General features: G+C 41.5%; 25 protein-coding genes and 6 tRNA genes. 27 read left to right on the top strand and 4 right to left on the bottom strand.

Features of this window, described 5'->3' with window-relative positions; genetic code table 11:
• Positions 1-45 precede the first annotated feature (45 nt).
• From ACWIUJ_RS07735 to ACWIUJ_RS07755, 5 genes are all read left to right on the top strand, one after another.
• Positions 46-1,668 (top strand): ABC-F family ATP-binding cassette domain-containing protein, encoded by a 1,623-nt coding sequence (locus ACWIUJ_RS07735; protein ID WP_454170061.1) that lies wholly within the window; start codon positions 46-48, stop codon positions 1,666-1,668.
• Positions 1,669-1,728: 60 nt separating this feature from the next.
• Positions 1,729-1,980 (top strand): hypothetical protein, encoded by a 252-nt coding sequence (locus ACWIUJ_RS07740; RefSeq protein WP_454170063.1) that lies wholly within the window; start codon positions 1,729-1,731, stop codon positions 1,978-1,980.
• Positions 1,981-1,988: 8 nt separating this feature from the next.
• Positions 1,989-3,002: a DNA adenine methylase gene (locus tag ACWIUJ_RS07745; RefSeq protein ID WP_454170065.1), complete on the top strand. Its 1,014-nt coding sequence runs from the start codon at positions 1,989-1,991 to the stop codon at positions 3,000-3,002.
• Between the two features lie 67 nt (positions 3,003-3,069).
• Entirely contained in the window at positions 3,070-3,243 is a 174-nt protein-coding gene (locus ACWIUJ_RS07750; protein WP_454170067.1) for a hypothetical protein, read from the top strand.
• 1 nt (position 3,244) lies between these two features.
• Complete coding sequence (locus tag ACWIUJ_RS07755; RefSeq protein WP_454170069.1) at positions 3,245-3,949, top strand: hypothetical protein; 705 nt, start codon at positions 3,245-3,247, stop codon at positions 3,947-3,949.
• Between the two features lie 17 nt (positions 3,950-3,966).
• Here the strand turns inward: ACWIUJ_RS07755 and ACWIUJ_RS07760 are convergent, their stop codons facing one another.
• Positions 3,967-5,400, bottom strand: a complete 1,434-nt coding sequence (locus ACWIUJ_RS07760; RefSeq protein ID WP_454170071.1) for a M23 family metallopeptidase — start codon at positions 5,398-5,400, stop codon at positions 3,967-3,969.
• Positions 5,401-5,567: 167 nt separating this feature from the next.
• On the opposite strand from ACWIUJ_RS07760, the gene ACWIUJ_RS07765 reads away from it, so the two are divergent.
• From ACWIUJ_RS07765 to ACWIUJ_RS07775, 3 genes are read left to right on the top strand one after another with little or no spacing between them, the layout of a single operon-like run.
• Entirely contained in the window at positions 5,568-6,770 is a 1,203-nt protein-coding gene (locus tag ACWIUJ_RS07765) for a peptidoglycan DD-metalloendopeptidase family protein (RefSeq protein ID WP_454150022.1), read from the top strand.
• 21 nt (positions 6,771-6,791) lie between these two features.
• The gene (locus ACWIUJ_RS07770; protein ID WP_454170073.1) at positions 6,792-7,463 is read left to right on the top strand and encodes an NUDIX domain-containing protein; all 672 of its coding nucleotides are present in this window, start codon (positions 6,792-6,794) and stop codon (positions 7,461-7,463) included.
• Positions 7,460-8,188 carry a plasminogen-binding N-terminal domain-containing protein gene (locus tag ACWIUJ_RS07775; RefSeq protein WP_454150019.1) on the top strand — a complete coding sequence of 243 codons (729 nt, stop codon included), beginning with the start codon at positions 7,460-7,462 and terminating at the stop codon, positions 8,186-8,188. The genes ACWIUJ_RS07770 and ACWIUJ_RS07775 overlap by 4 nt, the downstream gene beginning before the upstream one ends.
• A 28-nt stretch (positions 8,189-8,216) precedes the next feature.
• On the opposite strand, the gene ACWIUJ_RS07780 is transcribed toward ACWIUJ_RS07775, so the two are convergent.
• Complete coding sequence (locus tag ACWIUJ_RS07780) at positions 8,217-9,437, bottom strand: malic enzyme-like NAD(P)-binding protein (protein ID WP_454150018.1); 1,221 nt, start codon at positions 9,435-9,437, stop codon at positions 8,217-8,219.
• A 224-nt stretch (positions 9,438-9,661) separates the two neighbouring features.
• On the opposite strand from ACWIUJ_RS07780, the gene ACWIUJ_RS07785 reads away from it, so the two are divergent.
• The 16 genes from ACWIUJ_RS07785 (at position 9,662) to ACWIUJ_RS07860 (ending at position 21,346) form a co-directional block, all read left to right on the top strand.
• Entirely contained in the window at positions 9,662-11,029 is a 1,368-nt protein-coding gene (locus ACWIUJ_RS07785; RefSeq protein ID WP_454170232.1) for a cation:dicarboxylate symporter family transporter, read from the top strand.
• Positions 11,030-11,182: 153 nt separating this feature from the next.
• Positions 11,183-11,258: transfer RNA gene (locus ACWIUJ_RS07790), tRNA-Lys, on the top strand.
• 18 nt (positions 11,259-11,276) lie between these two features.
• Positions 11,277-11,351, top strand: a tRNA-Glu gene (locus ACWIUJ_RS07795).
• A 58-nt stretch (positions 11,352-11,409) separates the two neighbouring features.
• A tRNA-Val gene (locus ACWIUJ_RS07800) sits at positions 11,410-11,485 on the top strand.
• Positions 11,486-11,551: 66 nt separating this feature from the next.
• Positions 11,552-11,628: transfer RNA gene (locus ACWIUJ_RS07805), tRNA-Asp, on the top strand.
• Between the two features lie 62 nt (positions 11,629-11,690).
• Positions 11,691-11,879, top strand: coding sequence for a 50S ribosomal protein L28 (gene rpmB / locus ACWIUJ_RS07810; RefSeq protein WP_454150016.1), 189 nt, complete (start codon positions 11,691-11,693; stop codon positions 11,877-11,879).
• A gap of 16 nt (positions 11,880-11,895) precedes the next feature.
• On the top strand, positions 11,896-13,032 hold the full coding sequence (locus ACWIUJ_RS07815) for a potassium channel family protein (RefSeq protein WP_454150015.1): 1,137 nt from the start codon (positions 11,896-11,898) through the stop codon (positions 13,030-13,032).
• Positions 13,025-14,245, top strand: a complete 1,221-nt coding sequence (argJ, locus tag ACWIUJ_RS07820) for a bifunctional glutamate N-acetyltransferase/amino-acid acetyltransferase ArgJ (protein ID WP_454150014.1) — start codon at positions 13,025-13,027, stop codon at positions 14,243-14,245. The genes ACWIUJ_RS07815 and argJ overlap by 8 nt, the downstream gene beginning before the upstream one ends.
• A gap of 20 nt (positions 14,246-14,265) precedes the next feature.
• Complete coding sequence (locus ACWIUJ_RS07825; protein ID WP_454150012.1) at positions 14,266-14,973, top strand: hypothetical protein; 708 nt, start codon at positions 14,266-14,268, stop codon at positions 14,971-14,973.
• 50 nt (positions 14,974-15,023) lie between these two features.
• Complete coding sequence (locus tag ACWIUJ_RS07830) at positions 15,024-15,275, top strand: YfhL family 4Fe-4S dicluster ferredoxin (RefSeq protein ID WP_454150010.1); 252 nt, start codon at positions 15,024-15,026, stop codon at positions 15,273-15,275.
• Positions 15,276-15,287: 12 nt separating this feature from the next.
• Complete coding sequence (locus ACWIUJ_RS07835; protein WP_454170077.1) at positions 15,288-16,769, top strand: Ppx/GppA phosphatase family protein; 1,482 nt, start codon at positions 15,288-15,290, stop codon at positions 16,767-16,769.
• A 1-nt stretch (position 16,770) separates the two neighbouring features.
• A complete protein-coding gene (gene waaC / locus ACWIUJ_RS07840) occupies positions 16,771-17,958 on the top strand; it encodes a lipopolysaccharide heptosyltransferase I (RefSeq protein ID WP_454170079.1) in 1,188 nt (395 codons plus the stop codon).
• Positions 17,959-17,970: 12 nt separating this feature from the next.
• A complete protein-coding gene (locus ACWIUJ_RS07845; RefSeq protein WP_454150004.1) occupies positions 17,971-18,900 on the top strand; it encodes a lipid A biosynthesis lauroyl acyltransferase in 930 nt (309 codons plus the stop codon).
• 24 nt (positions 18,901-18,924) lie between these two features.
• Positions 18,925-20,028: an MlaE family ABC transporter permease gene (locus ACWIUJ_RS07850; RefSeq protein WP_454150002.1), complete on the top strand. Its 1,104-nt coding sequence runs from the start codon at positions 18,925-18,927 to the stop codon at positions 20,026-20,028.
• Positions 20,029-20,883 (top strand): ABC transporter ATP-binding protein, encoded by an 855-nt coding sequence (locus tag ACWIUJ_RS07855; protein ID WP_454170081.1) that lies wholly within the window; start codon positions 20,029-20,031, stop codon positions 20,881-20,883.
• Between the two features lie 13 nt (positions 20,884-20,896).
• Complete coding sequence (locus ACWIUJ_RS07860; protein ID WP_454170083.1) at positions 20,897-21,346, top strand: hypothetical protein; 450 nt, start codon at positions 20,897-20,899, stop codon at positions 21,344-21,346.
• Between the two features lie 42 nt (positions 21,347-21,388).
• Here ACWIUJ_RS07860 and ACWIUJ_RS07865 read toward each other — a convergent pair whose 3' ends face one another.
• Positions 21,389-23,491 (bottom strand): methyl-accepting chemotaxis protein, encoded by a 2,103-nt coding sequence (locus ACWIUJ_RS07865; protein ID WP_454170085.1) that lies wholly within the window; start codon positions 23,489-23,491, stop codon positions 21,389-21,391.
• 274 nt (positions 23,492-23,765) lie between these two features.
• On the opposite strand from ACWIUJ_RS07865, the gene ACWIUJ_RS07870 reads away from it, so the two are divergent.
• The 3 genes from ACWIUJ_RS07870 (at position 23,766) to ACWIUJ_RS07880 (ending at position 24,358) form a co-directional block, all read left to right on the top strand.
• The gene (locus tag ACWIUJ_RS07870; protein ID WP_454170087.1) at positions 23,766-24,074 is read left to right on the top strand and encodes a F0F1 ATP synthase subunit C; all 309 of its coding nucleotides are present in this window, start codon (positions 23,766-23,768) and stop codon (positions 24,072-24,074) included.
• An 87-nt stretch (positions 24,075-24,161) separates the two neighbouring features.
• Positions 24,162-24,246 (top strand) — tRNA-Leu (locus ACWIUJ_RS07875).
• A gap of 25 nt (positions 24,247-24,271) precedes the next feature.
• Positions 24,272-24,358: transfer RNA gene (locus ACWIUJ_RS07880), tRNA-Leu, on the top strand.
• Between the two features lie 13 nt (positions 24,359-24,371).
• Here ACWIUJ_RS07880 and prfB read toward each other — a convergent pair.
• Positions 24,372-25,463 (bottom strand): peptide chain release factor 2, encoded by a 1,092-nt coding sequence (gene prfB / locus ACWIUJ_RS07885; protein ID WP_454170089.1) that lies wholly within the window; start codon positions 25,461-25,463, stop codon positions 24,372-24,374.
• Between the last annotated feature and the right edge of the window lie 14 nt (positions 25,464-25,477).

Here is a 25,477-nt window from a genome sequence, read left to right on the forward strand (position 1 = left end):
TATAATAGCGCGTTTTGTGTGAAATTCTTACTTTAAGGACAAAAAATGCTCCAAACAATCAATCTCTCAATGCGCTATCCCACCAAAAAACTCTTTGAAAATGTGAATTTGAGTTTAGATTGCGGCAAACGCTACGGGCTTATCGGCGCAAATGGCGCGGGAAAATCTACGCTATTAAAGATTCTCTCAGGCGAGGACGAAGCCACAAGTGGCGAAGTGGTAATCGCCCCAAATGCAAGGCTTGGCGTCCTCAAACAAGACCAATACGCCTATGAAAATCTAAGCCTAAAAGACGCCGTGCTTATCGGCAATAAACGCCTCTATGACGCAATCAAGCGCAAAGAGTGGCTTTATGAAAATGGCGATTTAAGCGATGAAAAGGTAAATAACGAGTTAGGCGATTTGGAGATAATTTGCGCGGAGGAAGACCCTACTTATGAGTGCGAAGTGGTGATTGAGCGGATTTTGGAGGATTTGGGATTCCCCGCCAAAAGCCACCAAAACCTTATGAGTAGCCTTACAGGCGGGGATAAATTTAAGATTTTGCTTGCACAAGTGCTGTTTCCAAAGCCTGAAATCTTATTGCTTGATGAGCCTACAAACAACCTTGATTTGCCCTCAATCGCGTGGTTGGAAAACAACTTAAAGCATTATGAGGGCGTAATCGTGGTGATTAGCCACGATAGGCATTTTTTAAATTCTATCTGCACGCATATTTTGGATATGGATTTTGGAGGCGTGCGCGAGTTTAGCGGGAATTATGATGATTGGTATATCGCAAGCACCTTGATTGCCAAACAGCAAGAAGCCGAGCGCAACAAAAAACTCAAAGAAAAAGAGGAATTAGAAAACTTTATCGCCCGATTTAGCGCAAATGCGAGTAAGGCAAAGCAAGCCACTTCGCGCCAAAAGCAGTTAGAAAAACTTGATATTTCCGCGCTTAAAGTCAGTTCACGGCGCGACCCCAGCATAGTGTTTAAGCCAAATCGCACCATCGGCAATGAAGCCCTAGAATGTGAAAATATCAGCAAATCTTATGGCGACAAAAAAGTGCTAGAAAATGTGAGCTTAAAAATTTTGCCAAACGATAAAATCGCAGTGATTGGACCAAATGGCGTGGGGAAAAGCACTTTGTTGCAAATCCTTGTCGAAGTCTTGAATCCAGATAGCGGAAGTGTGAAATGGGGCGCGACTACACAGCGAGGCTATTTCCCACAAAATGTAAGCGAGGAAATAAAGGGCGAAGAAACGCTCTTTGAGTGGCTAAGGGCATTTGATAAGCGCAAGGAAGCGGGCGAAATCCGCAATGCGCTAGGCAGAATGCTCTTCTCAGGTGAGGAGCAAGAAAAGCAGGTAAATCGCCTAAGCGGTGGCGAAAAACACCGAATGGTGCTAAGCAGGCTAATGCTTGAGGGCGGGAATTTTTTAGTGTTAGATGAGCCTACAAATCACTTGGATTTGGAGTCTATCATCGCGCTTGGCGAGGCGTTGTATAAATTTAGCGGGAATGTGATTTGCGTAAGCCACGATAGAGAGTTGATTGACGCATACTCAAATCGCATAATCGAGCTAGTCCCGCAATTTGATTCTAACGGAACGAGCTTGCCTGCCAAAATCATCGACTTTCGCGGAACTTATGAGGAATATTTGGAATCTAAAAATATGTAAATTTGTTGGTTTGATTCCAATTTTCAAACGATATAAGATTAAAAATTCAAAGGATATAAAATGACAATAGTTGGAATAAGAGAAGGGATTGTATTTGAAAATACATATATTCTGCCTCAAATTGATGTGCTAAACAATGGTGGTAGCATTATTGTAGATTTAATAAGGGAGGGAATCAACAATGGGACAGGAGATTTATTTAGAGATGGCTCTAGAGGAGGAAAAAAAATAAGTTATTTGTGTGATAAATACAACATTGAAAAAATATACACACATGGTTTAATCACGCAAGTTAGAATCAGTTTAAAATAACAAACCAAATGAACTATATAGGCTCGAAATTAAAGTTGCGCGACTTTATTGTGGATTCTATCGCGCAAAAAGTGGCAAAATCTAAACCACTGCGCGAATGCGTATTTTGTGATTTGTTTGCGGGGACAGGGGCGATTGGCAGGGCGTTTAAGCGCAAGGTGCGTAAAGTCATCGCAAATGATAGGGAATTTTATAGCTTTGTTTTGAATAAAAACTACATAGCAAACCACACGCCGATACAAAATCTAGACGCGCTTGTGGTAAATCTCAACAACCTGCAAGGGATTAAAGGCAAAATCTATGAAAATTACGCGCTAGGTGGGACGGCAAATAAAGAACACAAAAGACTATATTTTAGCGATTCTAATGCGATGAAAATCGATGCGATTCGCACGCAGATTGAGATTTTTAAGCAACAAAACGCCATAGATTCTAACGCGTATTATTTTTTGCTCGCTTCACTGCTAGAATCCGCCGATAAAGTCGCAAATGTCGCCTCTGTGTATGGTGCGTTTCTAAAAAATCTTAAAAAATCCGCGCTTAAAACTATGGAATTTAAGGGCGCAAATTACGAGATTAACGATAATTCGCACGAGGTTTTTAATGAAAATGCAAGTGATTTGATTGCCAAAATTTCAGGCGACATACTCTACCTTGACCCGCCTTATAATGCCCGTGAATACGGCGCAAACTATCATTTGCTAAACACAATCGCTTTGTATGATGATTTTGCCCCGCAGGGCAAGACAGGATTGCGCGAGTATGCAAAAAGTGATTTTTGTAAAAAGGACAGCGCGTTAGATGCGCTAGAAAATCTTATCAAAAAAGCGGATTTTGAATGGATTTTTTTAAGTTACAACGATGAGGGGATTTTGGGATTAGCACAAATCGCAAGTTTGTTTAAAAATTATGGCAAATATGAGCGAGTTAGCAAAATCTATCAACGATTTAAGGCAGATTCTACGCGCAACTACAAGCAAGAATCCACAATCGAGTATTTGCATATTTTGCGAAAGAATTAGTGAGTTTTTGATAAAATCCAAATTTTATCAAAATTCAAAAACGAAGCGCAAGAAAAGGAAAAATGAGATGAAAAGATGTGCAAGATTTATACAAATTGTGCCGTTTGGATTTGCAATATTTGGCATAATCGAGCTAGTCCCGCAGTTTGACAAAAACGATAAAAACGGCGTGAATCTCCCTGCCAAAATCATCGACTTTCGCGGAACTTATGGGGAATATTTGGAAAGCAGGGGGATTTAAAATGTTTAGCAATTTTTTAAGATTACTAGCATTCGTGCCTATATTTGCATTTATAGGTTGCTCTAGCAGCACTCAATCTATCATAGATTCGATATATTTTAGTTCTGGGCACGGTGATTTTTTGCGGGAGGGATTTTGCGGGATATATCACGCGCATTGGGATTTATCAAGCGATGACGAATTGGTAAGCAAAATCAAAGCGGAGAAAAAACGCTGTTTTGCAAATCTATCAAATTCGTGTGATAGCGGAAATATGCGTGATTGTGCTGCTTTTGGGTATTTGTTGTGGGACGAATACGATGAATTTGATAAATACGAAGAACTATTAAAAAAAGCTTGTGATGGAAAATATGGCGGTGCGTGTGGTAGATTGGCATTTCTTAACGATGACTTGGAACTACGCAAGCAAAGCTGTGAATATGGCGATTTTATGAGCTGTTATTATCTTTGGTGGAGCAATGATTGGATTAAAAAACGCGCCAAAAAGCTATCTGCAGAGGCGTGTGAGACAATGCAAAAAATTATCGCTACAAAGCCAGATTATGACATTTATATCAAAGGCGTGGGCAATCTAAAAGACTTAAAAAAGGTTGATATGTTTGATAAGATTTACATTCAGGGAATTGGCTTGGAGAGTGAGTTTGAGAAAATGAAAGATTGGCTTTGTGGTAAGGAAAAGTTAATAATGAAAGAATTAGAGGATTGATTTTGCGATGATTTATATTAAAATTGGCTTTGTGGCGTCATAAGGGAGCTATCCTCTCGCCCCTCTTTAGAATCTTTAAAATCTTGCAAGGCTTGCAGAAGCACGGCGTTAATGTTGCTCTCTACCCAGCTTGGAGCAAGCCATTCTTTCGAGCACATCACAGGGATTCCTTGAATGAGAATCTCCAAGTGCAAATGGTCGCCAAACGCCCATCCACTAGAGCCCGTGCGCCCGACCTCATCGTTTATATACACTCTATCGCCTACTTTTAGCGGAGATTCTTCCATATGTGCATAGAGTGAGAACATTCCCATTCCGTGATAGATAATAGCCGTTTGTCCGTGAATGGTAAGATATTTTTTAAAGACGACTAGCCCGTCATTGGAGATAAAAATCGGCGCGTTCTTCACACTTGCTAAATCCACGCCCAAGTGATAGGAAATATTAAGCAATTCTTTATTGATGTAATAACTTCGTTCATCGCCAAATGTCCCGACAGTGAGCGCACCTCTAAGCGGTCTAAAAGCAAAAACAGAATCAAGATAATTTTTAGTGATAGTGCTGTTTTTGGTTGCTTCTAGGATTTGACGTTCATCATCTTTGCGCATTATTTCGTTGATAAATAAAAATCGTTCTTTATCATCATTGAAGTCTGTCGTCTTTTTGCCAATGAGTTCGAGCAAACTTGGAATCTTGGTGTTGAGAAATTGCTCTTTTAGGTGAATGTTAGACTTCATAATGGGATTAGCGAAACTTTTGGCGATGGGGAGGGAAATTTTTGTGGTGTTATTTGCTTTATCTTTGGCGATAATCTTGCCATCAAAAAAGGTGTTAGGCAATGACCACGCTATTAAAGTAGCATAGAGCTTTTCATTTTCTTCAAGTTTTAATTCTGTCGCATTGTATTCAAACGCGCTAAATTCATCTTTGCCATTGCTTAATACAACAGAATCTAGCGCAATATCTTTGACACTAAATACTACCAACGCGCTTCCACCGCGCCTAATCTGCGGAGAAGTGCCAAAGATTCTCACTTGTGGAGCGTCTTTATCGACAACGAGGAAAATATTTACACTTGAGCTATTGCCAATGAAAAGGTTGGCATTACTCCAATCATTGACTTTCACCCTGTATTCAACCACTACGCCATTTTTTAACTCAATCGATGGTTTTGGCAGTGGGAGTTTGAGTGTTTTAGATTTATTGAGCACCACTTCTTTGTTATGCACGAGCAAGTCATTGTCTAAGAAAAGCTCTATTTCATAGCTTTTAATGCCACTTTCATCACTAAATTCAAGCACAATTTCATCTTTTAGATTCCAAAATTCTGGGGGAGTGCTATCAAGGCTTGGTCCATTGCGCTCAAAAATAGCATTGCTAATGAGATAGAGCACAAAAAACGCAATAATAAGGCTTAAAAACGCAATAAAGATTCCCCTTTTTGTCAGCATAGTGTTTCCTAGATTTTTGATTTTAAAAATGATATTGTATGAAAAAATAGCTTAAAAGGCTATTTTTAGGCATTATTTTTATACAAATTTGAAATTTTTGTGTTAATATAGGCGTTTTTGATTGTTAGTTGTTTGTAAAAATGCTTAGAAATAAGGAGATTCCTAGTATGAAGTTTTTTAAAATGTTGTGTGGGTGGCTTTTTGCTACCAAGTTATTGGTTGTAAGTGCTTTTGGTGCGGTTGTGAGTGATGGAATCTGGCAAAGTGGTGATACTTTGTTTGGGTTTTTCCAACGATATAATATCCCAACGAGCGTATTTTATGACTTGTCCCCGACTGATAGGGAGCTTACTAGCGAGATTTATGCAGGTGTGCGTTATTATACCGCACTTGATAATGAAAATAATCTTGTCCAAGCCCTCATTCCTATTGGCGATGGTATGCAGATTCACATTTTTCGCTACAACGACCATTATAAGATTGATTTTACGCCCGTTTCGTATTTCCAAAGTGAGCAACAGCTCCTTATATCTATCCAAAAATCCGCATATCAAGATATTTTAGAGCTTACCGATGATACAGGATTGGCTAATGAGTTTATTAACGCGTATAAAAATAGCGTGAATTTCTCTAGCGCGGTGCATAAGGGCGACCATCTCGCACTTATTTATAATCGTAAATACCGCTTGGGCAAGCCATTGGGTAACGCACAGATTAAAGCAGCGATGATAGAGACTGGCAAAAAGCCAAACTATCTTTTTGCTTTTACCAATGGGCGTTATTATGATATTAACGGCAAGGAAATCGAGGGGTTTTTGCTTAATATCCCTATTATTGGTGCGCGTATTAGCTCTAAATATTCATTAGGACGCAAACACCCTATCTTGGGATTTGTGCGTCCGCATTATGGTGTGGATTATGCTGCACCTAAAGGCACGACGGTAAGTGCTGCGGGTAATGGGACGGTGGTGTATGTCGGTAAAAAGGGCGGTTATGGCAATGTGGTGGAGATTAGCCACGAGGGAGGTATAAAAACGCTTTATGCGCATTTAAATTCATTTGCTCCAAAATTGCGAGTAGGACAAAAAGTAAAAAGAGGGCAATTTATCGCTAGAGTTGGTTCTACTGGGCTTAGCACGGGTCCGCATTTGCATTTTAGCGTGTATAAAAACAATCGCCCTGTAAATCCACTAGGTAGCATCAAAGCACAGACAAAAGAGCTTCCGCCAGAGGCAAAGCAAGAGTTTTTTGCGCTTGTGGAGGGGTATAAGAACGAAATTGAGCTTATTGTGGCTAGAGCGGGAGAATCGCAAGAAGATTCTCTAATGGTGAGCTTACCATCTTGCATAGATTGCAAACCACAACAATAGACATTGTTGAAATGGATTGCTTTGATTGATGAGAGGATTATCTTGCAAAAAGATGATGTAGTTTTGTCTAGTGAGCAAATCGCACGAGGCGTTAGAGGGATTGTCCCCACGCATATTACCGATATGTCTATGCAAGAATGTCTGCATTCAGTTTATGTTAAACCCAAGCGGATATGCTATAATGAAGATGGCATACAAAAAACTTGGGATTTTATTCAAAGCCTTGATTCAGTGGCGATTATTTTACACCGCATAGATATTGATGCGTTAGTGGTGGTGGTGCAGTTTCGTCCGCCTGTGTATGTGAATGGACAAAATGACGGCTATACTTATGAGTTGTGTGCGGGCTTGCTAGATAAATGCGATAAAAGCATACAAGAAGTCGCAGCAGAGGAAGTCCAAGAAGAATGTGGGTATCAACTTAACCCAGAACAACTCCATAGCGTGGCGGAATTTCACACTTCAGTCGGCACAAGCGGAGCGAAGCAATATATTTTTTATGCTGCCGTTACACAAAATGACAGAATCTTGCGAGGTGGTGGGGTAGATGGCGAGATTATCCAAAGTGTGCTTATTGCTCGGGCGGATTTGGAGGCGTTTTTACACAATTCATCATACATAAAGACACCGGGTCTTGGATTTGGAATCTTATGGTTTTTACAACACACCACAAAAAAAGGAAAAATACAATGAAAGCAATATGGATATTTTTGATATGGGGACTTTGCGTCTGTGCTTTGCAGGCAATAGAAACAAAAGCATTAAAAAAGAGCATACAATCCGTGCAGGGCAGTGAAATAACCTTTGAAGCGGGGAATCTCAGGGTTGGTGAAAGCGGGATTGTGCTAACACAAAGCAAAGAATATGAAATCATCATCGCCAAAGCGCATATAACAGGCATACAAGACAAAATCGCCACCGCGAAGTTTAGTGCCTTTGATGCAATCCCACAAAAATACCTTCCCACACCATCTGCTACGCCTAAAATCGGCGATAGTGTGATTTTTAGGAGTTTTTATAATCGTGGTATTGCCATTGCCCCAAACCAAGAAAGCTATCAGCATATCGTGCGCTCTAATTCTCAAGTGCAGTTTATGCACATCGATTTATTTGCCGCATTTATGAAACAAAAAAATCTTAATGACCCAAGCCCTAAGGTTTTTAGGGAGTTTTGTCCTCGTTATAGTGTGGGATTACTTTTTATAATGGATTCCGTGGGTGTGAAAGTGCTTGATTGCGAGAGTTTCGTGCTTTTAGAATCACAAAATCTCCCAGCACAAAATGACACAACGCAAACACTAAATCCGTTTTTTTCTCGCATTACCTCGCCAGATAAGCGACTTGGCGGGCGATTTAAGTCAAACAAATCAAAAGAATATTTTAGTTTTTATGATGAGTTGCTAAGAGAAGCAAAGTAATAATGAAGCCAAAGGCTGTGGCTTCGTTTTATACTCGCGCTACTCCAGATTCTATCGCAGCCTTTGCCACAGCATTAGATACGACTTCATTTAGTCGTTCATCAAAGGCTGATGGGAGCAAATATTCTCTACCAAAACTCACACTATGTCCTAGCAGTTTTTGTAATTTATTTGTGATTGGCTCTCTTGCAAGTTTTGCAATGGCATTTGCCGCAGCAAATTTCATTTCCTCATTTATCTTGCGAGCTCGCACATTGAGCGCACCTTTAAAGATATATGGGAATCCTAGCACATTGTTGATTTGGTTTGGGAAGTCGCTTCTGCCTGTGGCGATAATCGCATCAGGGCGGGCGCGTTTTGCCACATCGGGCATTATTTCAGGGATAGGATTGCTTAGTGTGAAAATGAGTGGATTCTCGTTCATCTCTTTTATGTCCTCTTCACTGAGTAGATTTGCTTTTGAAAGTCCCAAAAGCCCATCAGCTCCTCTAAGCGCGTCTTTGAATGTGGGATAGCGTCCATTCACGGCAAATTCTTTTTTCATTTCGTTTAAATCACTTCTATCCTTGGTAATCGCACCTTTAGAATCAAACATTATAATTTCTCCTATACCTAATGCCTTATACATTCGCGCGCACGCGATAGCCGATGCTCCTGCGCCAAAAACGACAATACGCATATCTTTTGCTTCTTTTTTAAGCAAGTGCAGGGCATTGATGATTCCCGCTGTGGAGATAATCGCTGTGCCGTGCTGGTCATCGTGCATCACAGGAATATCAAGCTCTTCAACTAATCTACGCTCAATCTCAAAACATTCTGGAGCTTTAATATCCTCTAAATTGATACCACCAAAAGTGGGCGCAATAGCCTTGACTACCTCGACAAACTTATCTACATTTTTTTCATTCACTTCAATATCAAATGAATCAATCCCCGCAAAAGTTTTAAACAAAATCGCTTTGCCTTCCATTACAGGTTTGCTCGCAAGCGCACCAATATCACCAAGCCCTAGCACCGCTGTGCCATTACTGATGACAGCTACAAGATTACTCTTAGAAGTGTAGTCATACGCGCTTAGTGGGTTTGCTTCGATTTGTTTGCAGGGCACAGCCACACCGGGTGTGTAGGCTAAGCCTAACTCATCAACAGAATCTAACGCTTTGCTGGGTTGGATTCTCACCTTTCCTCCCTTGTGGTAGGATAGAGCTTGAGGATAGTTCTTTTTGAGGTTTTCTAAGTCTGTTTGCATTTTGCTCTCCTTGTGGCATAAAATTCCTTAAATTTGTAGCAAAACTTTATTAAAAATGGGATAAATCCCGCGCAATTCGTTACAAATTTTCATTTAAGATAAACTTAACTTAAACTTTTAAGCAAGAAACAAAGGTTTTTAGGGCATACTAAATCCGCATATAAAAACAAAGGGAAGCAATGATAACAAAAAGCAACGAAGGGAGCTACAAACAAAAGCAACAAATGAGCAAGGGCATTGCGAGAAGCCTTGTGTTTTGGGTGTTTATTGGCATATTTTTAGGCGTGGTGTTTGGGAGTATTGGGAGCTTTTATGATACTGCGCCAAATGCCACAAACAACGACATAATCAGCTTTTTTCACCATTTTAGCATAGCTAGCAAAGAATACACCATTGACCCCTTTATCAAAGGGCTAAAGCTTTTAATGGGACCTATCATTTTCCTTACCATCATCACGGGTATCACGCGCCTAGAGGACTTAAAGACTTTGGGGAGTTTGGGGCTAAAGACGCTGATTTATTTTGAGGTGGTAAGCACTTTTGCGCTTGTCATCGGCGTGCTTTTTGGCGAGCTCATTAAGCCCGGGCACGGAATGCACTTAAAGGTAGAATCTCTAGATTCTGGAGATGTGGCGGGCTATATCGCGCAGGGCTCAAGTATGCCAAGTAGTGCTGGCGGAGAGATTTTGCACATTTTAAAAACAGCCATTCCCCACGACCCTATCACGCCATTTGTGGAGGGTAAAATCCTCCAAGTGCTTGTAATGGCGATTTGCGTGGCAATAATACTTAGCTTTACAAGCCCTGCGATAAAAGAAAAGGCGTTAAATTACTTAGAATCTATGCAAGAGACATTTTTCAAAGTCCTAACCGCGCTGATTTGGTATTCGCCATTAGCGACATTTGGGGCTATGGCTTTTTTAATCGCTAAGTTTGGCTTTGCCTCCATTAGCGGTATGGCACAGCTCCTTCTCACGATGGCAGCTGCCGTGCTTGCCTTTATCTTTGTGATTTTGGGGCTTATCTGTCTAATGGGCAAAATCAATATCTTTAAACTAATGCGCTTTGTGTATAGAGAGGTGCTAGTCGTCTTTGCGACTTCTAGCTCTGAGACTGCGCTAGCCCCCCTAATGCGTAAGCTCGAAAAAGCGGGAATCCAAAAGGCAAGCGTAGGGCTTGTAATGCCTGTGGGGTATAGCTTTAATTTGGACGCGACAAATATTTATCTAAGCCTTGCGGTGATTTTCCTCTCTCAAGCCTTTGACATTCCTATCACTATCGAGCAAACTATCACGCTAATTCTTATTTTGATGATAAGCTCTAAGGGCGCAGTGGGCGTAACGGGAAGCGGGTTTATCGTGCTAGCAGGGACGCTCTCCGCGCTTACGATGGGCGATGGCTCGCACCTAATCCCCGCTGTAACGGTGGCAGCCATACTTGGAATCGATAAGTTCTTAAGCGAAATGCGAAGCGTGGGCAATCTCTGCGGAAATGTCGTAGCGTGCGTAATGGTTAGCATTTGGGATAAGCGCGTGGATATGGAAAAATTCCGCTATGCGCTTGATAATCCTGAAGAATTTCGGGTGTTGTAGAATCTATAAGTTTGATTGTCTGTATTTTGCACGATAAATGCGAAAAATGGACTGCTAAATGCTTAGATTCTGCGTGGCTTTTTGTCGCATTTTATAATGCCTATTGACAAAACCGTGCAAAGTTACTATAATTTCGGTTTGCAAAAAACAAAAGACCCGTTAGCTCAGCTGGTAGAGCAATTCCCTTTTAAGGAATGGGCCGTTGGTTCGAATCCAACACGGGTCACCACCAAATAAGCAATAAAATGGTCCCGTCATCTAACGGTTAGGATACCACCCTTTCACGGTGGCTACAGGGGTTCGAATCCCCTCGGGATCACCACAAGTTCTTTTAGGATTTGCGTTTGTGTGCGAGGCTTGGTGTGAGTTAATCTGCACGAGGTCGCTTAGCTCAGTTGGTAGAGCGCCACCCTTACAAGGTGGATGTCATAAGTTCGAGTCTTATAGCGACCACCATTTAGGTCTAATAATCCTAACTTGTGTTAATGGAGATGCCCATTATGGCATTATAAGGAATAAAATGCAGCGGTAGTTCAGCTGGTTAGAATGCCGCCCTGTCACGGCGGAGGTCGCGGGTTCGAGCCCCGTCCGCTGCGCCACTAGATTTGATAAAATTGGTGCAAAAGACCAGAACAAAATACAAAAACCAAAAGGATATTCTATGGCAAAAAAGTGTTTTTTTACATTTAAAGGACCAATGGTTGGAAACAATGTCAGCCACGCAAACAACAAGACTAAACGCCGTAGCCTCCCAAACTTACGCTCTATTCGCATTAAGCTTGATGATGGCACTAGCTTTCGCGCGAAAGTAGCAGCTTCAACACTTCGCACGATGAGAAAAAAATCCTAGAATCTAAGGCAACCCCTTGCCTAAGCAATCAAAGTTTTTCACCAAAAAGCTGAAATCTCCGCATAACTTCAAAGCAGATGTCAGCTTGGGAGATGAGCTTTACGCGCAGTTAAAACCATTTAGAATCCCACTTATTTTATTACAGCTTTTTATCATTTTTGGCACGATTGGATATTTGGTGCTTGAGGATTATGATTTGATGCAGGCGTTTTTTCAAACGACTTATACTTTTACTAACACAGGATTTGGTTCGCTTAATGAAAAACATTTCTCCACGCTTACGATTATTTTCACAGCGATACTAATGATTAGTGGTGCGGGGATTGTTACTTTTAGCGTGGCTTTTACTTTGAGTATTTTTAATAACAGCAACCTTATTAACCTCATAAAGGAGCAAAATATGATTTACAACATTAGCCGACTAAGCAATCATTATGTGATTTGCTATCATAACGAGCATACAATCGAGCTCTCCAAGCAATTTAGAGAATCTCAGATTCCCTTTGTGGTGGTGGATAACACACCAGACTTTGAGATTGCTGCACGCAAGCATAAATACCCCTACTACATCATAGGCGACCCGTATCGTCAAGTCTCAATGCTAAAGGCCCATCTTTCTTCGGCTAAGGGGATTGTTACCTTTTCGCCTAATATCGCAGAAAATATCGCACTTATAGCTAGTGTGCGCCTTTTTGAAAAGGAGCTTAACCGCAAGCCTTATTATATCATCGCAAATGCCAACACACAAGAAGAAACCGATAAGCTAAAAAAGCTAGGCTGTGATTTTGTGGTTTCGGCTTCACGTCTTTTAGCTCAAAGAATCTCAGCTATGGCAATCCGCCCTGATATGGAAAATTTGCTTGAGCAGTTTTTATACAAGCGCAATACACAGCTTGATTTAGAAGAAATCGTTATCCCACGATACAGCTGGCTTGTGCTACGCAAACTCAAAGAAGCGCATTTCCGTGATGTGGCAAATATCTCTGTGGTGGGAATCACACAAAAAGATGGCAAATATATCAATATGCCAAAAGATGACACGGTGGTTACAAGTGAGTGTAAAATGCTTGTGATTGGAGCTTCAGAGGATATTAAACTCACCAAAAGGCTTATTATGCGTAATCAAAAGCCAAAGGAGGTGGATTATGTCTAGTGGATTCTCTATTTTTCCCATTAAAGGTGGCGTAAGCGCGCCAAATGGATTTATAGCTGATGGCATAAGCGCAGGGCTAAAGGCAAATGACGCGCTTGATGTCGCGTTTATCTATGCACAAGATGGGTTTAATGCTAACGCACTCTTTACTACCAACACTTTTGCCGCCGCACCAATCGTGCATTTTAAGCAACATTGTGTAGATTCTCATAATCAAGCGCGTAGCAATTTTTTACTCATCACCACAAAAAATGCTAATGCTATGACAGGAGAAGCTGGCGTGCAGGATATTTGTGAAATTACGACCGCTTTGCAATCGCAATTTAGCTTTATCCAAAATCCCATTATGGCGAGCACAGGCGTGATAGGCGTGCGCCTGCCAAAGCAAAAGATTATCCAATCTTTTAGCAACTTTTGTTTTGAGAATCTCCATAGCGATGCTCCAAATCGCGCTGCAGATGCGATACGAACCACCGATGCTTTTAGCAAGCAAATCGCACTTAAAGTCGAGTTGGAAAATGGCAAGGTTTTTACACTTGGAGCTATGGCAAAGGGTGCTGGAATGATAGCTCCAAGTCTTGCCACAATGCTGTGTTTTATCACTACTGATGCGGACATTCCCACCCAAGATGCCAAAGAGCTTTTAGAATCTATTGCTAAGCCAAACTTTGATGCCATTAGCGTAGATGGCGATAAAAGCACCAATGATTCGGTGTTTTTGCTAAGCAATGCTAAAAGTGGAGCGTATGATAAAGAGGCATTTGCCAAAGCCCTTGATATGGTAACGCACAAACTTGCCCTTGATATTGTGCGTGATGGCGAGGGCTCAAGCAAGGTGGTTGCCTTTAAGGTGTGCGGAGCGAGAGATAGCGCGCAGGCAAAAGTTGCGGCAAAGGCTTTAAGCAATTCTTTGCTTGTCAAAACCGCCATTTTTGGTAAAGACCCAAATTGGGGGCGCATTGCTAGCACGATTGGAGCGTGTGGAGTGAGCGCGAAAGAAGAGCTTTTAAGCATTAGCATTGCTGGCGTGGAAGTGTATAAAAAAGGCGCAATTCTCTTTGATGAACAAACAGAATCTAAAGCTACAAAGGCAATGGAGCAAGATGAGTTTGCCATAGTGTGTGATTTAGGCATAGGCGATGGCGCATACACTGCGTATGGTTGCGATTTAGGGCATAAATATGTAGAAATAAACTCAGATTACCGCTCTTAAGGCATTTATTTGGGGTTTGTATGGAGATTCTCTATGATATACGCCATTTCTCAGACGCGCTTAACGCGCTTAACGCAAGGGAAGCTGTGTTGGATTATGATTCACTTGGGCGCACACTTGCGTATAGTCCTTTTACCTCGCGCATTGACTCATTTGAGGAGCTCAAAGTCAAGACTTCAAAACAAAGCGTGATAATACAGCCCTGTGAATTGCATAAGTTTATACAATGCGCACAAAGCCTAGATAGCAAAGATTTAATCACCATTGATAGCTTTAGAATCTATCAGCATATACGCGCATTCGATTCTCAAAATGACGAAAGGCTTAGTGATAGTGTGTTTGAGCATTTGGAGTTTCTTAGCCATACGCGCCGTTACACCACAAACCTTATCCTCCACAAAGATATTTTTCTCAAACCCTATCAAATGATAGAATCTGCACTATATGGTGCGGATTGTGTGCTTATTGATAGTAGCTTTGTGAGTGGCAAGGAGCTTGATTCTCTTCTTGTAATGGCGTGCAAGCTAAGACTTTTGCCAATCGTGCTTACGCGCGATACAAACGAGCTGAAAAAGGCTATTTTTGCCAAAGCCCGAGCAGTATTTTTACCAAAGCAAAATTTTGAGCAACTTCTAAGTGCGACACCCAATTCTTTGCTTATTTGTAGTGATTTTGTATCAAATTCACAAGCACTTGATATAAGGTTTTCATTTTTAATGGTAAATTAAAAAGATTTTAGCTACAAATACTCTTTAATTTCTATTTTTTAGGAGAAAGTATGGCGTTAATGATTACTGATGAGTGTATCGCGTGTGATGCGTGTCGTGAGGAGTGCCCAAATAGTGCGATTGATGCAGATGACCCATTTTATATGATAGACCCTGATTTATGCACAGAATGTGTGTGTAGTTATGATGAGCCAAATTGCATTAGCGTGTGTCCCGTTGATGCGATAGTCTCAGACCCTGATAATATGGAAAATATCGAGGAATTGCGTTATAAATTCGAGCAACTCCAAAAGGGTGAGTAGCAAGGGGTATAAATGGCAAAGATTACAGCGGTTATTGATATTGGCTCAAACTCTGCGAGAATGGCGATTTTTCGCCGCACAAGTCGCTTTGGATTCCATTTATTATATGAGATTAAATCTAAAGTGCGTATTTCAGAGGGTTGCTATGAGCATAATGGAATCTTGCAAGAGATTCCAATGCAACGAGCTATCAACGCCCTAAGAGAGTTTTTAGAGGTTGCTAAGGCGCATAAGGCGCGTAAAATATTTTGCGTGGCGACTTCAGCCATTCGCGATGCACCAAATTCTAAAGAGTTTTTGGCACGAGTTAAAAAAGAATGCAAACTTGCCATAAAAGTCATCGATGGCAAAAGCGAGGCGATGTATGGCGGGATTGCGTGTGCGAATTTATTGCACGCTAAAAATGGCGTTACTATTGATATTGGTGGTGGGAGCACGGAGTGTGCGCTCATACAAGATGGCAAAATCATTGATACCATTTCGCTTAATGTGGGCACGATACGCATTAAAGAACTCTTTTTTGACAAAAATGCCGAAATCAAAAAGGCAAAGGAATTTATCACAAATGAAATGACAAAAATACCCGAGCATTTTAAGCATTCGGTGGTATTTGGCGTTGGTGGGACGATTAGGGCGTTGGCAAGGACGATTATGAAAGATGAGGAGTATCCATTCCCGCGTCTTCACGGCTATGAGTTTGATACCAAAACCCACAGAGCATTTTTTGAAAAGATTTATAGTGCCCCCATTCATAAGTTAGAATCGCTTGGAGTTACCCCAGATAGACTTGATAGCATTAGAAGTGGTGTGCTTATTTTTGATTTATTTTTAGAGCACCTGCGTGCGGAGAATATCATTACAAGTGGCGCAGGCGTAAGGGAGGGTGTGTTTTTAAATGATTTATTGCGTAATCAACGCCTGCATTTTCCTCCTGATTGTAATCCTTGTGTAATGAGTATCCAAGATAGATTCTGTTTAGAGCCAAAGTTTGCGCGGTTATTAAAGGTTGAGGCATTGCGCCTTTTTGATGTGCTGTTGCCGTTGCATAAGTGCAAGGAGGATTTGCGCTACTTGCTTGGCGTTGGCGCATTTTTGAGTCCCATTGGCAATGTGCTTAATTTTTATCAAAGCAATTTGCACGGCTCATATATTTTGCTTAATGGTTTGGAGTATGGATTCTCACATACGCAACGCGTGATTATCGAGCTTTTGGTGGAATTTAGTGATAGAAAAATCCCAAAAACCGCCCCTCTTCTTAAAGATTTTGTCTCAAAAGGCTCAATAATGGAGCTTGAAAAGTTGCAATGGATGAGTTTTATTATTGGATTAACGCATTGTATTTTCAAAACCCAAGTGCCAACGAAAGTGCGCTATGAGCTTAATCATCATACCTTGCGTGTATATACCACTGCACCGCTTTACCTTGCGCAAGAGGGATTACAAAAATTGCAAAAACCATTAAACAGCCTTGAAATAGAAATCATTAGGGAATAGAATGCCAACAGGAGAGGATTTAAAACAAAACACCACATATCACATTGGATTTAAGCCCTTGCGCGTTGGTATTATTCGCCTCTCAAGTCTTGGAGATTGCGTTGTGAGTGCTGCGTTTTTGGCGAATTTTAGAAATACACTTAGGCAAAATGGCTTTAAACCACATATTTCTTGGTTTGTAGATTCTCGGTTTGCTGGGATTTTAGAGCATTCCCCGCAAATTGATGACCTCCATATACTCACTATGAAACATATCCCCATAAAGCAAGTTTTCTCTCAACTTAAAAAATTAAGCACATTAGAGCCTTTTGATGTGCTTATTGATATGCAGGGGCTTATGAAGTCCGCGCTCATAGGCAAGTTTATTAAAAAGCGATTTTTTGTAGGGTTTAGTGCGCGTAGCGCGAGGGAATCTCTTAGTGCATTTTTTTACACCAATCGCGTGCATATTGCATATAAAGAGCATATTTTGGTAAGAAACGCACTCTTACTTCATCAAAGTTTAGAGATTATCAATGAGCATTTTGGTGCGTCTCATTCTATCTCGAAAAAATCTTTAGATTCTTTCTCTTTGCCACAATCGCTACAAGATTTTTCCTCTCCACGCACCTTGCTTGATGATATGCTTTCTTTGCGCACGAGGAGTTTTGATTTTGAGGCGAGCACGCCAGCACTTTTACCATACCCAAAAATCCTGCTTGTTTTGGAATCTTCAAATCCCACAAAATGCTATGCTACAAGGCTTTTTGCAGAATGTATTGATATTATTTCAAATGAACTCAAGCGCACACAGCACAAAAATGTCCAAATTGTGCTTTTAGCTCATAGTGAGCCCACAAAATGCGAGGAGATTATGAGCTTAGTGAAGCAAAAGGACAATCTCACGCTTACGACGGTTACAAATCTTTCTCTTGATGAGGTCAAATCACTCATTACGCGTGTGAATCTTGTCATTGGTGGGGATACGGGCATCACACATTTAGCGTGGGCGTTAGGCATCGCTTCTATCACGCTGTATGGGAGCACGCCAATGGAGCGGTTTGCGCTTCTTAGTCCTCAAAATATCGCCTTGAGTGAAAACAAAAATCCACGCTATCAAAAAGATGATTTTTCTATCAATGATATTTTGCCAAGTCAAATTGCATATTGCGCTTTACAACTTTTAGAATCTAGCACCTCAAGGGATTAAAAGGAGGTTGTTTTGACAAAATTGTTGAATAAATGCGCCTTTTATATTTTAGATGGCTTTACTACTGCGCTTGGATTTTTTTTAGCAAAAATTCCTCATAGTTTTTTTGTTTTTCATATTAAGGCATTGGCGTGGGTTTTAAATACGCTTGATAAACGGCGCAAAAATGACGCTAGAGCGAATTTAGACTTTGTGTTTGAGCAAAGTATGAGCGAGGAGCAAAAGCGTGCAATCATCAAGCGGTGTTATCAAAATTTTGTCTTTATCCTTTTAGAATCTGTGCGCCTTCCATTTTTGCATACTGCCACTTATGAAGAGCGATTTTCATTTCACAACGAACATTTTATTGTAGATTCTATCGCACGCGATGGTGGAGCGATTTTGGTTTCTGCGCATTTTGGCTATTGGGAAGCTATGGCGAGTATTTTACCCCCACGCTATACAATGTGTCAAATGGCTTCACTTGGCAGGCTTACGCAATTTGAGAGTATCAACGCGCTTATTATTAAGCACAGAGAGCTAAAGGGCGTAAAAATGATTGACAAAAAAGGTGCGATGCGACATTTAATCAAAATGTATAGCCAAAAAAATGCCCTTGTGGGAATCTTAATTGACCAAAACATCGGTTCAAGTGAGGGCGTTGAAGTGAAGTTCTTTGGCAAGCGTGCTACGCATACGGTTATTGCTTCTGTGATTTCTCGCCGTTTTAAGGTGGCAATAGTGCCTGTTTTTATTGACTACAATGAGGATTATTCGCGCTATAATGTGGAGTTTAAAGAGCCAATTTATGCGAGAGATTCTACAAATTTGCAAGATGATATTTTGCACGCTACACAGGCTCAAGCTGATGTGGTGCAAAGCGTGATAGAATCTAACCCCTCGAGCTATTTTTGGTTTCATAAACGATTTAAATCATTTTATTCTAAAATTTATACGCGCTAAATTTATAGGACAAGGGGATTTTGAATGTGTGGATTTGAAGTGAGGCAAGAGATTCCCATTTTACGCGTTGCGCTTAAGGGCGAGTGGATTTTCACCACCAAAAAGGCAAATCTCAATGCGCTCAGCACCCTTCTTGCAAGGGCAAGTGAAGTGGAGATTGATTTTGGCTTAGAGCCAACGATTGATTTTGCTTTTTGCGCGTTATTAAAAGATATTTTGCAACACAAACCCCATAGCTTTATCAACCAAAATAAACGCACACAAGAGATTTTTGCTATTTTAGAGGATTTTCCACAGGGTTATATCCCACCCAAAAAGCCTGCTACCTTTATCGATGATATAACGCATTTTATTCACGCGCTAAAAGAGACTTTTGAGAAAAGTGTGGATTTTTTAAACTTTACAGGGCTTTGTATTTGGCGGTTTTTTGTAAGCATCACACAGCCAAAGAGACATTTTAAAGTCGCCTCTATCTTTTATCATATTTGGCATAGCGGAGTTTTAGCTTTGCCTTTGGTGCTCGTGGTAAGTATGATAGTAAGCTATGTCATCGCTATGCAAGGAGCAATCCAGCTCGCCAAAATGGGCACGCCAATTTTAAGTGTGGAGATTGTCAGCAAGCTCACATTGCGCGAGCTCGGTCCATTTGTGATGGCGTTAGTGATTGCTGGGCGTTCGGCTTCGGCATTTACCGCACAAATTGGCGCGATGAAAATCACAGAGGAAAATGACGCGCTTCAATCTATGGGCTTTGATGTCATAGATTATCTCATCACGCCTAGAATCTTCGCGCTTGTGCTTATGATGCCTTTAATGGTGTTTTTGGTGGATTTGGTGGGGTTGCTTGCTGTGATGCTCGCACTCAATGTGCAAGCAGGCATTAGCTTTACGCAGTTTTGGGAGCGGTTTTATGAATTTGTGAATATTTCACATTTTCTCGTTGGCATTGCTAAAGCCCCGTTTTTTGGGCTTGCTATTGCGTTGGTTGGGTGCTATCGTGGATTACGCGTGGATAATGACACAGAATCTTTGGGCAAAGAAACTACCGCAAGCGTGGTAAATGCGATATTTTTCATTATATTTATCAATGCGGTTTTTTCATTTATCGTTACTGCATTAGGAGTGTGAATGGGCATAAAGAAACTCTCAAGTAATATCGCTAGGGGACTATCTCATACACGCGAGATTACGAAGAATCTCCTTAAAACACAAAAGAGCGAGATTGATATAAGTGGCGACATACTCATTGAGACAAGAGGGCTTTGCACGGATTATGATGGGTTGCCAATCCATAGGGATTTAAACTTTTGCGTGAAGCGAGGCGAAATCTTTGGAATCTTGGGGGGCTCTGGTAGTGGTAAAAGCACACTTTTGCGCTCGATGCTTTATCTTAAAAAGCCAAGTGGTGGCGAAATCAACATTTTCTCTCAAAATATTTGGAATCTAGAGCCAAATAAGCGCAATCTTATTTTAGATAGATGTGGGGTGATGTTTCAATTTGGCGCACTTTTTAGCTCAATGAGCGTGCTTGATAATGTCGGTGTGCCACTTAGCCAAAAGGGATATTTCCCGCCCGCGCTTATTGATAAAATCGCGTTATTTTGGATTGAGCTTGTGGGATTGCCCGCAAGCTCCGCACTAAAGCCTCCAAGTGAGCTAAGTGGTGGTATGAAAAAGCGTGCCGCACTTGCACGCGCGCTTATTAGTAGCCCTGATATTTTATTCTTAGATGAGCCCACAAGCGGGCTAGACCCAGAGAGTGCGCAGAGATTTGATGAGCTTATTTTGCATTTGCGTGAAGTGCTTAACATTACCATTGTAATGGTAACGCACGATTTAGATTCTATTAAAGACACGGTGGATAGGTTTATTTTGTTAGAAGATTCTCACATTGCCTTTGATGGCTCACTGCAAGAATACACTACGCGCAATTTGCAAACTAAACTTTTTTCCAACAAGCGCGGAGAGCGCATTTTACAATAGGATTGCACGCGCGGTGGATACAAGGTTAAAAAAATTCCTCACAAAGCAGTATTGCCTAAGTCTTAGCGTGCGAGAACCACAAGTAAGAGAATCTAAAGAAAATCAAAAATCTAAAGCGTTTTGTGGTGGCGTGCATAGTGCGAGTTGTTTTTATGCTTTTGATGAGGAGAATCTCACACTTATCATTAAAAGCGAGCCAACAACGCGCCATATACAACTAGCACAAACTTTTAGCATTGTGGGGATAAATATCGCTAAAAGCACACTTAAACTCCTTGCCATTAAGGGTGCGCAGATTCGCGCGCAATTTGGAAATGCCACCAAAGAGCAAGAGAGATTGTATTATCAAAAATTCCCCTATGCCAAAGCGTTGAGCGGGGAAATATACGCATTAGAAATTTTGTGGGCGAAATACAGCGATAATAAATTTTTTGGTAAGACTAAAGTGGAGTTTTTTAGGTAGGGAGTTTTGGGATATTTAGGGCGGGGGATTCCCCCCTAGACCCTAGTATTTTTTCTTGTTTGTATCTTCTAAGATTTCATCAGCGATACCATTTACTCTCTTAGTGATTTCATTTGTCGCATTTGCCACTTCGACATTTTCTTGCGTTACGCTTTCTAATTGAGCGATTGCTTCGTTAATCTGTCCTAACCCTTCGGTTTGCTCTTTGATAGATTCACTCATTTCATTGACAGATTGCACCAATATATTGACATTTGCTTCGATTTCGCCCAGTGATTTAGAAGTTCGCTCTGCGAGTTTTCGCACTTCATCAGCCACCACAGCAAATCCTCGCCCGTGCTCACCCGCTCTTGCAGCTTCAATGGCAGCATTAAGCGCGAGGAGGTTTGTCTGGTCTGCGATGTCTTTAATCATTCCTACGATATTTTTAATATCTTCAGCTTGATGTGTGCATTCTGTTGTTTTATCACTGACATTTTGCATTGAGCTACTAATCTCCTCTACCGCAGCAGCACTTTGCTCTAGTGAGCTTGCTTGCTTTTGAGAGCCTTCGGTTAAGCGCGCCATTGATTCTTCGAGTATCTTGCTCTGCTCGCCGAGTTCTTTGGCGAACGCCGCTGAATCTTGGAGCATTTGCACGATAGAATCCCCGAGTTGATTCACACCTTTTTCTAATCCTTGAGGATTCTCAATTCTTGGTGTGAAGTCGTTTCGCTGGTAAGAGGCAAAGACTTTTGATGGATTCTCCAAATTGCCACCGACAAGCTCATAGAGCGCGTTACTCATCTCATTCAAAGAATCTTTTAGCCTATTGGTTTGAGGATTGCCACTTGAAGTCTCTATCTTGCCACCAAATCGTCCCTTTTTGGCTTCCTCTACCATATTGACCACTTCTTTTATGAGTTTGGCATCTTGGTCGAGGGATTTTTGGGTGCGCTCGATATTTTCATTCAGCGTTACTCCCATTTGCCCGAGTTCATCAGAAGCATCGACAATTTTAAGCAACGCAGGCTTGGTAGAAGTCTCAAAGTTGAGGTATTTAAAGACATCGCGCAAGCAATGACCAATTTTACCAATCCTTGCCACCACTTTGTTTCTCACATACCAAAGCATAATCGCCGCGATAACAAGGAGCGAGATAAATGCTGAGAGCACGATAATGTTACGCAGGTTTCTCACAGGGGCAAGCACAGAATCTTCTGGAGCAGCGATAATCATACTCCAATACACATCACTACCGGGTAATACCTCAAAGGAATGCAACGCAGCATAGCCCTCCAATCCTTGAGTAGTGTGATATATATCCACATAATTTCTGTGTTCTTTTGAAGCCTTAAGCATTGGGGCGACAGTTGGGGCTTTATTCACATCAACGAGATTTTGTCCTTGAATGCTTTCATTTTCGTGTAAGATGATTACTCCATCATCTTGGAGGAGGAATGGAAATGCACCCTTGATATGTCCGTGATGAAGTCTATCAATAATGTATTGTCTAAATTCTTTGGTGCGCACAAGCACGCCGATAACGCCGACAACTTTAGAATTACTAGAATCCCACACAGGGATATTGATAGAGATTCCATACATTTGTTTGCCATTGACGGTTTTGTGGTTAGGTGGGCTTACAGAGACCTTTCCACGCTCAAATGCGAGTTGCACACCCCTAAAGCCTGTTATTATAGGGTCTGCATCGACTATTTGCCCATCGGCTGAGAGGTCATTTTCTGGGGCTTCAGCGAGGATAAGCATTTCCCCATTTGGCAAGCGGTGCTTAGAGTTATTGATACCTCCGCCTAGCACGCTTGTATCCTTTAGATACAGATATGTCCAGCTTGCTGTGGTAGTGGAATTAAGCGAGCCTAGCATAATTTTCTCAAGCATATTTTGATTTTTTGTCGTAGCCAATAGCTCTTGTATAGGCACTCGAGCTGTCCTCGCACTCGATATGGCATCGCCCATCGCCCCTTCCATATAAAACGCATATTTTTCTGCGATATTAGCGATAAGCGCGTTGCTTTCATTATTTTGCACATCAGCAGAGCGTTGATAAATGATATATGCCATTATTGTCAAACAAACAAATACAATCCCATTGATAAATAACACCATTTTAGTGGCAAGACTAATGTTTTTTAAGAATCCCATTTCTTTCTCTCTCCTTGTAGGTTTATATATTTTGACTTTAAAGTCGCCGTATTGTAGCATAAGGGCAGGGCGAATATCAATACTTAGGGCTTAATTAGCGTGAAATTTAGCAATGAGAGATTGATTGTGTGTGGATTTGAGGTATTTTACGCATAAAAATCGCTCATTTAAACATTCTTTTATAAAAGCCTTGCTACAATTAACACGCCAAAGTTTTAGTAGGGGAGTAATCCGAAATGGCTTTGAGTAAAATTAACTTGACAAGGAGTATGCAATGAAAGCTTTATTGCTCTTAGTTGTTGGTATGGTCGGCGTGGCGTTTGCCCAAGATTTAGGTGTAGATATGATTAAGTCATATTCTGTAGCTGGAGCTGTGATTGGCGTTGGTATCGCGGCACTTGGTGGTGCGATTGGTATGGGGCACGCGGCTGCAGCGACAATCTCAGGGACAGCGAGAAATCCCGGAATCAGCGGTAAATTGCTAGGAACGATGTTTATCGCGCTTGCACTTATCGAAGCACAAGTGATTTATACGCTAGTTTTGGCGATTATTGCGCTTTATAGCAATCCATTCTTATCATAAGAATTTTGCGCTAGATTCTCTTTAATGCTTTGTCATTTTGGGAATCTAGCATTTTTTATTTTTGTTTTAGAATTGTATTTGTTTTACGCGCTGGTGGTGGAATTGGTAGACACGCCATCTTGAGGGGGTGGTGAGGCAACTCGTGCGAGTTCAAGTCTCGCTCAGCGCACCATAGATTCTATCTTTATGCTTTAATTGCCGGGGTGGTGAAATTGGTAGACGCGCCAGACTCAAAATCTGGTAGGGGCAACCCTGTGTCGGTTCAAGTCCGACCCTCGGCACCATCTTATTTTAAGTTTATTCTTTCATCACCAGCACCGATTCGATGAGCGCGTCTATATCCCCGTCCAAAACCCCTGCCGTGTCGCTTGTAGCGTAGTTTGAGCGCAAATCTTTGACTTGCTGATAGGGGGCTAGCACATAGGAGCGGATTTGGTGTCCCCAGCCGATTTCACTTTTTTCCCCCGTGTTTGCGCTCTCTCTTTGCTTTGTCTGCTCGATTTCATAGAGTTTGGATTTGAGCATTTTTAGCGCGGTGGCTTTGTTTTTGTGCTGACTTCTATCATTTTGGCATTGCACGACTATGCCACTTGGGAAATGCGTGATACGAATGGCAGAATCGGTTTTGTTAATATGCTGTCCGCCCGCACCACTTGCGCGATATGTGTCGATTCGATAGTCTTTTTCCTCTAGCTCGATTATTATGTCATCGTTGATTTCAGGGCTTACCTGCACGCTTGCAAAGCTTGTGTGCCGATTGGCATTAGAATCAAAAGGCGAGATTCTCACTAGCCTATGCACGCCTGATTCTGCCTTTGCATAGCCAAAGGCATTTTCGCCTTTAATGATAAATGCCGCGCCTTTGATTCCCGCTTCCTCGCCGTCTTGATAGTCCAAAATCTCGACTTTATACCCCCGCCGCTCCGCCCAGCGCAGATACATACGATAGAGCATACTCGCCCAATCCTGCGCCTCTGTCCCGCCCGCTCCGGGCTGAATAGTGATAATGGCGTTGAGTGCGTCATTTGGGGAGTTTAGCAAAATCTCTAGCTCGGCTTGCAAGATAGCGGATTCTAGCGCGCTTGATTCTGCGAAAAGCAATTCAAGCGTATCGCTATCGCCCTGCGCGCTCGCTAGCTCAAAAAGCTCTGCGCTATCGTTTAGATTGTTGCCTAGTGTGGTGTAGGATTGGAGAGTTTTGGTGATTTTGGTTTTTTGCTTGGATATTTCGCTCGCTTTTTTGGCGTCTTCCCAGAAGTTTGGCGCAGATTCTAACGCCTCTAGCTTGGCTAGCTCCTCTTGCAAAATAGAGGGCTTGATAATCTCGCCGATAGTGGCGTATTTGCTTTGCAAAGTTTTTAGCAATTCGCCATATTGATAAGAATCCAAACAGCCCTCTTGTA

The organism is Helicobacter sp. 23-1046 (assembly GCF_053654635.1).